Annotated in this window: 8 protein-coding genes; 2 read left to right on the top strand and 6 right to left on the bottom strand. The window is 70.4% G+C overall.

Going from position 1 to position 12,012, the window contains the following annotated elements:
- Nucleotides 1-12 precede the first annotated feature (12 nt).
- Both AB0B68_RS11465 and AB0B68_RS11460 read right to left on the bottom strand, forming a co-directional pair.
- Nucleotides 13-501 (bottom strand): MarR family transcriptional regulator, encoded by a 489-nt coding sequence (locus tag AB0B68_RS11465; RefSeq protein WP_357259498.1) that lies wholly within the window; start codon nucleotides 499-501, stop codon nucleotides 13-15.
- Between the two features lie 8 nt (nucleotides 502-509).
- Nucleotides 510-1,757, bottom strand: a complete 1,248-nt coding sequence (locus AB0B68_RS11460) for an FAD-dependent monooxygenase (protein WP_357259494.1) — start codon at nucleotides 1,755-1,757, stop codon at nucleotides 510-512.
- Nucleotides 1,758-1,914: 157 nt separating this feature from the next.
- Here AB0B68_RS11460 and AB0B68_RS11455 point away from each other — a divergent pair, with 157 nt between their 5' ends.
- Complete coding sequence (locus AB0B68_RS11455) at nucleotides 1,915-3,207, top strand: serpin family protein (protein ID WP_357259491.1); 1,293 nt, start codon at nucleotides 1,915-1,917, stop codon at nucleotides 3,205-3,207.
- A 213-nt stretch (nucleotides 3,208-3,420) separates the two neighbouring features.
- Here the strand turns inward: AB0B68_RS11455 and AB0B68_RS11450 are convergent, their stop codons facing one another.
- Nucleotides 3,421-4,380 (bottom strand): SEFIR domain-containing protein, encoded by a 960-nt coding sequence (locus tag AB0B68_RS11450; protein ID WP_357259603.1) that lies wholly within the window; start codon nucleotides 4,378-4,380, stop codon nucleotides 3,421-3,423.
- Entirely contained in the window at nucleotides 4,377-7,874 is a 3,498-nt protein-coding gene (locus tag AB0B68_RS11445) for a hypothetical protein (protein ID WP_357259488.1), read from the bottom strand. The genes AB0B68_RS11450 and AB0B68_RS11445 overlap by 4 nt, the downstream gene beginning before the upstream one ends.
- A gap of 110 nt (nucleotides 7,875-7,984) precedes the next feature.
- Between AB0B68_RS11445 and AB0B68_RS11440 the strand changes: the two genes are divergently transcribed.
- Entirely contained in the window at nucleotides 7,985-10,090 is a 2,106-nt protein-coding gene (locus AB0B68_RS11440) for a tetratricopeptide repeat protein (RefSeq protein ID WP_357259485.1), read from the top strand.
- Nucleotides 10,091-10,491: 401 nt separating this feature from the next.
- On the opposite strand, the gene AB0B68_RS11435 is transcribed toward AB0B68_RS11440, so the two are convergent.
- Nucleotides 10,492-11,073: a dihydrofolate reductase family protein gene (locus AB0B68_RS11435; protein WP_357203032.1), complete on the bottom strand. Its 582-nt coding sequence runs from the start codon at nucleotides 11,071-11,073 to the stop codon at nucleotides 10,492-10,494.
- A 67-nt stretch (nucleotides 11,074-11,140) separates the two neighbouring features.
- On the bottom strand, nucleotides 11,141-11,980 hold the full coding sequence (locus tag AB0B68_RS11430) for a helix-turn-helix domain-containing protein (protein ID WP_357203029.1): 840 nt from the start codon (nucleotides 11,978-11,980) through the stop codon (nucleotides 11,141-11,143).
- Nucleotides 11,981-12,012 lie beyond the last annotated feature (32 nt).

Genomic DNA, 12,012 nt, shown 5'->3' with positions numbered 1-12,012 from the left:
CGCCACGCCGTCTCAGGCTGACCGCTGCGCGGTGTCGCCGTCGCGGAGACGGTCCAACTCGGCGAGGTACATCGCCTGCATGCGGTCGTAGTGCCGGACCAGCAGCGCGACCTCCTCGACGCTGTAGCCCTCGACGAGTCGCTCCGCCCGCTCGGCGAACCGCTCGTACGGCCGCTCCAACTCGGCGGCCCGCTCCGGCCGCAGGGTGACGATCAACCGCCGCCGGTCCGCCGGATCGCGCTCGGCGGTCACGTAGCCCGCCTGCTGAAGCCGGCGGAGCATGCTGGTCACCGCCCCGGTGGTGAGGTTGGTCCGCTCGGCGACCTGCCCCGCGGTGGCGGATCCGACGTCCGCCAGGTAGTCCAGGCACTCCAGGTCGCTCACGGTGAGGCCCAGCCGCTCCGCGACGGCGTATCGGAACACCATGGACAGCCGCGACATCTCCCGCCCGGCGCGCATCAGGTCGGTGATCGCGGACGCACGGGCCGGCTCGTGGGACATGCCGGCAATCATCCCTCCGGTACGGTGACCCGGTGCAGCCGAGGTAGCACGCGGGTCAGCACCCAGTGGGGTGCCGCCGCTCCCCCGGTGAGGCGGCGCATCAGCCTGGTCGCGGTGTCGACGGCCCGGAAGGCGTACCGCACCATCTCGTCCTGGTAGCTGGCGATCGCCTCCTCCACCGACGCGCCGGCGGCCCGCGCCTCGACCAGCTTGTGGCCGAGCAGGGCGGCGTCACGCAGCGCTGTGTTGCCGCCGTGCGCGCCGAACGGCGGCATGACGTGCACGGCGTCGCCCATCATCGTTGCCCGGGGCACCGCCCACCGACGCGGGCGCTGGCCGGCGGCGAAGAGGTTGAGCACCGTGGCGTCCAGCTCGGCCGTACCGACCAGCCGCCGGATGACCGGGTGGAAGTCCATGCTCATCCCGGAGGCCAGTCTCCACAGCGTCAGCAGGTCGCCCCGGATGCCCATGGGCACCTCCTCCTGCCGGAGCAACAGTCCCCACATGACGTAGTCGCCGCCGGTGGGCGCATAGCTGCCCGGGGCCAGGCGCGCGAACGCCTCCGACGGGCTCTCGCCGAACCGCATGGAGGTGAAGAAGAAGGCGCGGCCCGGCCGGTCGGCGATGGCCAGGACCCCGCTGCTGTGCAGCGCTGCCGGGATGATGCTCTCACCGTTGCGCCACAGGGGCGACCGGCCGTAGATGCCCGCCATCGGGCTGTTCGCCGGGTTGGCGTCCGGCATGATCTGCGCGCGCAGCGCCGAGCCGACACCGTCCGCACCCACGACGACGCTTGCCGCCGCGGCGCCGCCGTCGGAGAACAGCAGCCGCGGCCGTGCCGGGTCGCCGCTGTCCACCGCGATGGCGTCCTTGCCGTAGTGGATGCGCCCGTTCAGCCCGGACTGCAGGATCGACCGCAGGGTCAGCCGGTCGACCTGGCGGGTCGCGTGCGGCTCGTCCTTGAAGGTGATGGTGAACGCGTCCCGCAGCCGACTGTCGGTGAAGCGTAGATGCCCGCCGGGCTCGTCGCCGGTGGTCAGCGCCAGGTTGTACAGCGAGCGCGGCAGGCTCGCGCGCAGCGCTTCCAGGCCGTACCGGTCGAGGATGATCCGATAGCCCTGCCGCCGGACGAAGGGGCCCGGGTCCCGTTCGTAGACATGCACGTCGATGCCGGCGCGCATCAGGTACTGGGCGAGACAGAGGCCGGAGAGGCCGGCGCCGGCGATCGCCACCGAGAAGTCCGTCGATATGGTCACGGAGTTATCTTAATGACTAAGATGATTTGGGCAAGGCCGCCGGCCGAGCCGAGGCAGACTCGCTGAAGTGCCGGTACGAGTGAAAGACATCGCTGAGTTTCGATGAATTTCGGCTCGCGCCTGGCGGGTTTCCGTGGGACTGCCCTAACCTCGATATATGGTCTCGCGTCGATCCGTTCTGCGGGCGGTCCCGCTCGCGGCAGCTGCCCTCACCGCCGCCCCGGGTGATCTCCGTTGGCCCGGCCCGCCGTCCACCTCGGCGGATACGGACCGCGTCCCACCCGACCCGGCCACGATGCAGGCCACCGCCACCGCCGTTCGCGGCTTCACAGCCGACCTCTACCGCACAGTGGCGGCGACCCGGGCAGGCGGCAATGTGGTGTGCGCGCCGTACTCGGTCGGGCTCGCGCTCGCGATGACCAGGGCGGGCGCCCGCTCGACCACGGCGGACGAGATGGACACCGTGCTTCACGCGCCGCGTCCGCGCCCCTGCGCGCTCGACCGCGGACTCAACACCGTCGAGCAGGCGCTCGCCGGCCGTTACCAGGACGGTGACGGAGTCAAGCAGCCTCGGCTGACCACTGCCAACGCGCTGTGGACGCGGCTCGATCTGGTCCTGCGACCCAGGTTCCGGGACACCCTGGCCGGCTATTACGGTGCCACGCCACGACTTGTCGACTTCCGCGGCGCGCCGGAAGTGGCCCGACAGGAGATCAACACCTGGGTGTCCGATCGGACCAACGCGAAGATCCCAGAGCTGTTGCAGTCCGACGCCGTGAGCCCCGACACCAGCCTGATCCTGACAAACACGCTCTATCTGAAGGCGGCCTGGAAGTACCCGTTCACTGCTGCGGCCACTGCGACGGGACCGTTCACGAGAGATGACGGGACCGTCGTCGACGTCCCGACCATGCGCGGCCCGTTCGACCGGATGGGCTACCTCGAGGGAGACGGCTGGCGCGCAGTCGACGTGCCGTACGCGGGCGACGGGCTTGCCATGGCCATCGTCATGCCCACCCGGGACGATCTCGCCGCGGTCGAGGCGAGCCTCGATGCGACCTGGCTGGGCGCGTTGCTGACCGGGTTCCAGATCACCGACGTCGAACTGCGCCTGCCCCGGTGGACGTTCCGCCTGCCGGCCGAGCTGCGTGCCGCGCTCAGCAGCCTCGGCATGCCCACCGCGTTCACGTCACAGGCCGACTTCACCGGCATGAGCACCCAACCGGCCCTGTCCATCGACGACGTGGTGCACGAGACGTTCATCGCGGTGGACGAGAAGGGTACCGAGGCCGCAGCCGCGTCGGCCGTCATCGTCCGGCCGCCGTCGATCCCGCAAGGGCCGCAGTTCTTCGTCAATCGGCCATTCCTGTACGTCATTCACGACCGGCTCACCGGCGTACCGCTGTTCCTCGGCCGGGTCCACGACCCGCTGGCCGAGGGCCCAGCCTGACCGGACGGGACAGGCGACTTCGTCGGTCGTTTCGTACCCCGAGCCGGAAGGGTCGTGCCTATCAACCGGCGCCTGGCCGTCCTCGACACGAGCGCAGATCCCGTACTGGTCACCGGCTGGGTTAACCAGACCCAAGCCGAACGGTCACGAGCCGAAGCCAATTTCCAGGCGACTCAGCACACGGAGCCCCGCCGGATGAGCGGTCTCGGCCAGCTACCCGGCCAGCGGGCCGGCTTGTTCAAGCCAGCTGCGCAACCAGGCCGCTGTGTGGTCGTCGGAGGCGGCGGCGTCCTCAAGGATCCGACCGAGCACCTCGCCGACGGTCGGACTATGCGGCTGGTCGGCGAGGGCCTGGACGGCGGCGCCCAGCTCCGATTCGCGACCGAAGCGATCTCGCACGAAGGCGGACAGGGACGCCCAAGCCTGTTTGCCGGCTTCGTCCGCAGCGCCGCTCGCCAACGGAACCACAGTGGCCGCGAGCATGCCGGCCGTGATCGGTCTTATCGGAACCTCCGCTGACTTCGCTGATCCCGACGGAGACCACTGACAGTCAGGGACGGGTGATGGCTGCTTGCGGCGGGCGCGCTCGGCGGCGAGATGATCCGCTCGGCGGGACGGCATGCCGGGGAACGACGCCTCGGGGAACGGGGGAAGGTCCACCCGCGTCTTCACGGTCCCGCGGGGGTACCGGGGTTTGTTCAGCAGCCAACGCAGCACGAGCGTCGCCTGGGGATCGTCCACGATGCGGCGTTGGATGCGGGACAGATCAGCCGGGACCGGCGCGTCCATGCCGCCGGGCAGTACCACGATGAGGACCTTGCGCTGGAAGGCGTCCTGGTCGGTGTCGAACAGGCCATGCAACGCGTCGCACTCGCGAACCGCCCCCGCGCCCTCGTTCGCCGGATTGCGGCCTGACCAGCGGTCCCAGAGGGGTGCGCTGCTGATCATGAGGACGGTGTCCGCCCAGGATATTTGGTCTGGTCCCCAACGGGTGAAGTCGACCGTCCGGTCCTCGCTGTGGAAGAGATCGAACTCCACCTCGATACCTTCGACTCGATCGAGCGTACGAGCGAAGGCGAGCACTGCAGCCTGGTAGCGGGCCTGCTGCTGAGCGCTCCAGCGCTGGTCGCGGTGCGCCCATACGATGAAGACCCGGTGTGTCATCGCGCTCATCGCCAAATAGGTGTGGTCACGACAGCGCGCAGGGTCTCCGGGTCGTCGTCGGCGACAGCGGCCGCTGCGGCCCGCGACAGCGTCCAGGGGTGGTCTGGTCCATAAAGCGCCGCGCTGCGGTCCGCCGCCTCTCGAAGCAGGACACCAGCGTCGACGGCCCCGGCCAAGGCCGCGAGCCGGCCGATGTTTGTACGCCAGCAGATCTCCTCGCCGGCGGAGGGTTCGACGACGTCGTCCGCGAGCAAGTGGCGCAGGCGGTCCGCCTCCCACCCCGGCCGGGCCATGTCCACCGGTGGCTGACCGTGCTGCCGGAGATCCTCGGCAAACCCACCATCTCCCGGCTGGTGCAGCGAGTCCAGCATGGTCAGCAGGACACGCCCCGCCGACGTCCGCAGCGGACGTGGGCGGAGGGCGGCGTCCCGGCGCAGCAATGCGAGGCGGGCGCTGGACAATAACGTCAGTGGGTGACCCGAGCCGAGAGACCGGGCGGAGTAACGGACGGCCTTCCCTGCGGATGCGATGTCGTCCGGCTCGACCGTGTCCGGGTCGGCCAGGCGCCAGGCGGCGAGAGCGTCCCGGGCCATCGCGGCATAGGCGGTGCTCGCGCCGAAGCGCCGTTCCACCGCCGCGGCCAACTCTTGGATCGTCCCCGGCGGCTGCGCCGCGAGGCCGGTGAGCCACGCCGCCCGCAGCCGGTGGACGATGGCCCAGACGGAGTCAGACCCGTTCTCTGCCACGCAAGCTGCCAGATCGAGAAGGACCGCTTGATGGGCGGCCCGGCGGTCACCCCGGGCCAGTTGCAACTCGGCCAAAGCCAGCCGCCGGATCAGAGTCTCCCGGTCCTCGTGTCCGAGCCGGTCCCGCAGGGTCTGCCACGAACCATGGACCAGGGCGAACCCCTCGTCGGTCTCACCGAGGTCGTAGGTCACCAGCCCAAGGTTGCACTGGGCGATCGCAACGTCCGTGCTCTGTGCCGCAGAGCGGTCCAGCAGCCAGTGCAGCCCGCTGTTCAGCCGGTCGCGCGCCGACCGCAGCCGCCACGTCAGATGCTCGGTGCGTGCCAAGTTGTTGTTGATGTTGTGGAGTACCCCGGCACCCTGCGACTTCGTCCGTGCCAGGTTGGCGGCGGCGCTGAACTCCGCCACACCCTGTTCGTATCGGCCAGTGTCGAGCAGCAGCAGCGCACGGTCGTTGAGCAGTTCGGCGTACTTGCTCTCGGCGCCGCCCCCGGGGAAGGACAGCAGGTGACGGATCGCCGCGTCGTACACCTTCGCGGACTCCGGGAACCTTTCCCGCAGTTGAAGGATGAAGCCGAGGTTGTCCCCGATCTCCAACCGGATCATCGTCGACCAGGGGACGGTGTCCGCGTCGACGGTCCCGCGGGTCCGGCGGGGAAGGATCGTCAAAGCCCGCCGAGCGTACGCCTCGGCCTCGGCCAGATCCATGTCCATGAGCAGCGAGTCGGTCTCGTTGAGCCAGCGCGCGGCCGATGTCCGCGCGTCGGCGCCCGCGACATGGGCAAGCCGGTCTGCGGGCACCACCATGGCCGGGTCGAGATCGTCGAACGCGTCGACCACCTCGGCGGACACCCCGGGCACAGCCGCCGCAGCGAAATCGTCGCCGTGCATCGCCAGCGCCAGTAGGGCGACCCGGTACGCGCCGCGGGCCGCGCCACGCTCGTGCAGGTAGGCCCGGGGCAGCCAGAGCGCGTGATTGGCCAGACCACGCAACCGGTCGGGGGCGACGCTGCCTGGGCGTTGCCGGGATCCGTCCAGGACCAGGTGACAGGCCGCCACGGCGACGGCGGACAACGCCATGGTGCGCGACCAGAGATCGGCGTCGTCGACGTCCTCGTCGTCCAGCAGCCGACCAGCAACGGCGGCAACCATCAGCGCGACCCCGGCAGTATCCCGGCCGGCCTCGTCCCGGACCGCACCGGCCAGCAGTGGATGGACCAGAAACGTCTCCTCGTCGGCGCCGGTCCGGATCAATGACTGGGCCCGCAGTTCGGTGACGGCGGCGTCACGGCGTTCGGTTTCGGCGCACACGCCGACGGCGGGGTTGTCGCCGTAGTCGCGGCCCAGTCCCGACAGCAGCTCGCCGGAGACCGGGGCGGGCTGGGCGCAGGACAGAATGTGCAGCAGTGCCAGCGCATCCGGATGACTGACGCGCAGAGCCGCCAGGCGGATCCGCCAAGCCCGTTCGAGAGCGGCCGCCCCGGCGACGGGCGCGTCGACGTAACGATCCAGCCAGCCGCGCAACGATAGCCCGTCGACGGCGGCGGCCGCCGCCTGCTCGAGCGCGAGCGGAAAGCCACCAAGCCGGCGGGTAACCTCAGTGGCGAGCCGCTCGTCTTCGGCACCGGTGCGGGCCAGCAGGAACTCGATACCGTCCGCCTCGGACAGCGGCTCGAGTTCGACCGTGGCGGCTTCGGCGCGCCAGCGGACCGAGGGCGAGGTAACGAGCACGTGCACCCCCGGTATCGAGGGCAGCGCGGCCGCGAACGCCGTCGGTTCCGGGGCGTCGTCCACCACTATCAGGGCCGGCCGTCGTTCGCCGAGTGCCTCCCAGAGGTCGTCCGGATTGGCGCCGTCGATCCCTAGGCGTTCAGTGAGCAGGGCGACCGACGAGCGCCAAGTGGTGGAGTTTGTCGCGGATAGCCAGCCGACCACCGTGTAATCGTCCGCCAGGTTGCGACACATCCGTACCGCCAGGGAACTCTTGCCCATCCCGGAGCCAGCGACCAGCGCGACCCGGATTGCTGCGGTCCGGTCGGCGAGCAGCTGCGCGAGCCGTTCGACCACGTCGTGGCGGGTGCGGTCCTCGGCGGGGTTACCGCGCCCAGGGACTGCGACGACCCTGCCCCGCGCCGCTGGCGTCGCAGCCGGTGCCTGCCGGGCGAGGTCCACCGTCCGGGGCCAGCTCGCCAGCACCCGGTCGGAGCGCTGCACGGCGGACGCCAGAACGGCGGGGTCCGCGATGCGGACCGTCAACAGGCCGGCCACGTCGGCAGGCCGCGGCACCCGCAACCGGCGCAGGCGAGCGTGCACATGCCGCCGGCGTTCCGCCGTCGCGCCGGCACCGTGCATCGCGGCGAGCACCGTGCGGGCATAGGTGTGCCGATCGCCGCGGATCACCTCGGCAGCGAACCGGTCACTGTCGAGAGCGACCGCCGCCCTGCGGGCCAACGCCCTGATAGCAGCGAGCAACTCCTGCTGCCCGGCGGACGAGTCCCGAGGGAGCACGAGCACCGTGCAGTCCTCGGGCCCTCCGGGATCGAGCAGCGCGGCGATCTCTGCCGCGACCCCGTCGCGAAGGCAGCGGGCCAGCAGCCGCCCGCCGCCCGCCGTCGCGTCGATCCGCACCTGTACATCCGCGTCGCACGGCTCGATCCGGACTAGCGCGGGCGGGGCGGCCATGCCCAGCACCGGTACACCGGCCGTCACTCCAGCGACCGCCACTCGAATCAGCTTGCCCGCGTTCTCCACATCCACGTCGGCCCCTTTGCACGCGCAGAACATGGCCACACACCGCGATGGCCGGTTCCACCACGGGGCTTGCCGGAGGAGACTGTATCGACATCCCACCGTATCGGGGGCTGCCGATGACAGGGTCCACCGACAACTTCTTGGACGGCACCGCCCACATCGTCGTTCAGGCAGGTAGCGTACGCGGCGGAGTCCACCTCAAGGCGTCCCCTGAGCAGACGCTGCCGCTCCCTCGTCAGCTGCCGGCCCGGCCGTGGCTGCTGGTCGGCCGGGACGACGAGGCCGACGCACTGGACGATGCCCTCCGCACGGGTGATCTCTTCGTGGCGGCGATCGACGGTCCCGGGGGCATCGGGAAGACCACCCTCGTGCTGGAATGGGCATATCGGCGCCTGGACCGCTTCCCGGACGGGCAACTCTTCGCCGACCTCGGTGGGTTCGGCACGGGCGAGCAAGGCCCGCCGCCGCTCACGGTGCTTCGCGGCTTCCTGGCCGCCCTCGGCGTTCCGGCCAGCGCGGTCCCGACCGACACCGGTGCGGCATCAGCGCTGTTCCGCAGCCGGCTCGCCGACAAACGTATCCTCATCGTCCTCGACAACGCCGCCACCGCGGCACAGGTCGTTCCGTTGCTGCCTGCGGCAGCGCCCACCGCGGTCGTCGTTACCAGCCGCCACCATCTGGCTGGCCTGGGCACCGGCAGGGTCCGCCGGATCCGGCTCGGTCTCCTGGACCGGGTGGGATCGGCCGCGCTGCTCACCGAGAACCTCGCTGAGTCGGCGGCTGGCGTTGAACCAGCCGCCCTCGACGCCCTGATAGAGCACTGCGGCGGGCTGCCGTTGGCCCTGTCGATCGTCGCAGCCAGGGCGTCCCGGCATCCCGGGCACCCTCTGTCCAAAGTTATCGACGAACTCGGTGCGGCGGAGGCGCACCTCAGCGGCTTCGACGCGGGCACGGAATCCATGCGCCTACAGTCCGTCTTCTCCTGGTCGACCTCCCGCCTCACTCCGCCGCAGGCCCGGGCATTCCGGCTCGTCGGCACAGCGCCGGTCGCCCTGCTCGGGCAGCACGCCGCCGCGAGTCTGCTAGGTCTTGCGCCGCGGCGGGCCACGGCGCTGCTGGACGAACTGGAGAGAGCGAACTTGGTGGAAGAGCCCACCCCGCGCCGCTATCTGATGCACGCCCTGCTGCGACGGCACGCGGGAGCACTCGCCGAGGAAAACGAACCGACGGCGGACCGCATTGCCGCCGTGCGACGGCTGACCGACTTTTACCTGGGCACCGCCTACCGGGCGGATCGGCTGCTGTTTCCCTTCCGCACACCGGTCACGCTGGAACACTTGGCACCCGGGGTCAGCACGGCGTTGCTCACCGACGAGTCCGCAGCCCTGGCCTGGTTCAACACCGAGTATGGCCAGCTGCTCGTTGTTCTCCGGCAGGCTGAACAGCTCGGCTGGTGGCGCCACGTCTGGCTGCTGGCCCGCCTGCTAGACACCTACCAGCACCGCTGGGCCCTGCTAGTCGACAATGTGGACACCTCGCGCCGGGGCGCCGCCGCCGCCCACGCCCTCGCCGAACCGTATGCGATCTCCTTGGCGGAGCGGCAGCTCGGCCGGGCGCTTACCCACGCACAGCGTTACGACGACGCGCGCCGTCACCTTAACCTGGCCCTGCAGGCCGCCGACGATTACGACGACACGCTCGCCATGGCGCACACCCGGCACGACCTGGCGCGCCTGTCGTCAATTGTCTGCGAGCACGGTGCCGGCCTGCGCCACGCCCGCGAGGCGTTGCGCCTGTACCGCGACTGCGGCGACCCAGTCGGCGAGGCTCATGCGCTGAACCGGGTGGCCCGCCAGCTCGCCGATCTGGGCGATCATCAGGCGGCTCGAACGGCCGCCCAGCAGGCTCTCGCCCTGCACGAGCGGAACGGAGACCCGGCCGGTTCCGCGGTCACCCTCGACAACCTGGGCCACATCGCTCGCCTGCTGGGGCAGCCGGACGAGGCAATCGAGCACTACTCACGCGCGCTCGCGGACGGCACGGCCAACCCGTACCTCGAAGCCGCCGTGGTCGAGCATCTCGGTGACGCCCACGCCGCTGCGGGCGACGACCAGCGTGCGGGCTTCGCGTGGCAGCGTGCGCTGACGCTCTACGAGTCGCAGCTCCGCACCGCGGAGGCCCGTCGCGTCTCCGACCGAATCCTGAGCCTGGGCGGCCCGTAGAGCCGCCCACCCTTCGACGATCTGGCCGTCGTAGCCAGTGGTCGACCACCATGCCCACCACGAACCCGGCGTCAACCTCAACTACTGAGCCAAGTCCAGCCCTGAGATCGGCTGGATGCCCGGACCTGACCTGGCCGGCCCCGGCCTGCGCGCCGGGCTCACGGACGCCCGCCGGAAAGGCCATCCGGACCGGACGTCGGTGCCCGCGCTGCCGTCGTCCCGTGCGCTAGCAGCCGATCTTGGGTGGCCCGCAACACCGTTGTTGATACCTACCTCGAACTGGTCGCCGAGAGCTGACCCATCAGTATCCAACGGGGGCCACGGTGATCCCGCAGGGGCGCAGGCGGAGCGCGACCTCGACTCTTCCTCCAGCGCGCAACCTGCCAGCCCGCCCAGATCGGTCAACGGCGCACCCGATAGCGCAGGTGAAGCACCCGGTTGCCCTGAATCACCACGTCAGGATCCCCCAACAGGTGCTGCGCGTGGACCGACCCGAAGTAGCGCTTTCCGGACCCGAACACCACGGGTACGACGTCCATGCGCACCTCGTCGACCAGGCCCGCGGCAAGCACCTGGCCGCCGACGTCGCCAGCGGCGACCTCGACGACGCGGTCACCCGCGAGCTCCTGCGCCTTGGCCACAGCTGCCGTTACGCCGTCGACGAAGTGGAACGGCGCTTGGGGATCCCAGCCCTCGGGCTTCGGCCGGTGCGTCACGACGACCACATGGTCGATTCCGCTCGGCGGCTTCCCGTCCCAGCCGTCGGTCATGTCGAAGACGTGGCGGCCCGCGATCGTCACCCCGATACGGTCCCAGTACGGCCGGACATAGTCGTAGGACATCTGTGACACCTTCAAGGCGCCGCTCTCGTCCAACGGGACGTCACCGCTGGTCAACCAGTCGAACAGCGGTCCGGGCTGGTCGTTCTCGTCCGCGATGAAGCCGTCCACCGACACCGAGCTGTACATGACCACGTCGCCCATCGGCGCGCTCCTCTGCTTGGGGATGGCCTCAGGTTAGAGCCCCGTGGACTGCCGCTCTTGTAAGGAATCAATCGCTCGGCAGCGGCCAGCCGTCCAGCACGTGACCAGGATGTTCGCGCAGGAACCGCCGCCGGACCTCGACGTACCGGGTGGGCGTGAGCCCGGTGAAGGCCCTGAACTCGTGGCCGAAGTGGGCCTGGTCGAAGTAGCCGGCGCCACCGGCGAGGTCGGCCCAGTCGATCGGTTCGGCGGGGTTGATCGAGAGCACGGTGGCGGCGAAGCGGTAGGTGCGGGCAAACCGTTTCGGTGTGACGCCGACGAACTCCTTGAACCGCTGTGCGAGGTGAGTGCTGCTGACACCGGCGGAAACCCTCAGGTCGTCGATCGCCACCGCCCCACTGGTCGCGGCGATGATGCGGCTCGTATGGCGGACCAGCCCCAGGCCGGCCGCGTCGCCCAGCCGTCGCATCAGCTCGTCCTCAAGCAGCGTCAGCATCTGGTGGGGTCCCTCGGCCGAGGCCAGCCGGTCTCGCAGCTCGGCGATGGCGGGCCGGCCCCACACCTGCTCCACCGTCGCCGGCCGGTCACACAGCTCCACCGCGGGCATCGGCAGGAACGGTGCCAGCCCCCACGGCTTGAAGTGCACGCCGACGGACCGGGTCCGGAGTGGGTAGCCGAACTCGAACGCACGGGTGGGCGTGGTGACCACGCAGCCGTCGGCGTACTCGGCCGTCTGGACGTCGGCGCCGGCGCGGATGCGGAACGGTGCCCCGAGGTTGACGACGAGGAAAGCCGCCGGACTTGCCGGCAGCGTCAGCCGGGCGTACGGCGGCGCACCCTCCAGGTAGTAGAGGTCGTCGATCAGCCCGTCCAGCGGCGGTCGCGGCACTCTGGACACGTACTCCACGCCCACAGTATCGCCGACGTGGCCGCGGCAGG

This window comes from Micromonospora sp. NPDC049049 (genome assembly GCF_040649115.1).
Classification (GTDB): Bacteria; Actinomycetota; Actinomycetes; order Mycobacteriales; family Micromonosporaceae; genus Micromonospora.
The sequence above is the reverse complement of the archived record's forward strand: the minus strand, read 5'-3'. Positions and strand labels throughout refer to the sequence as shown.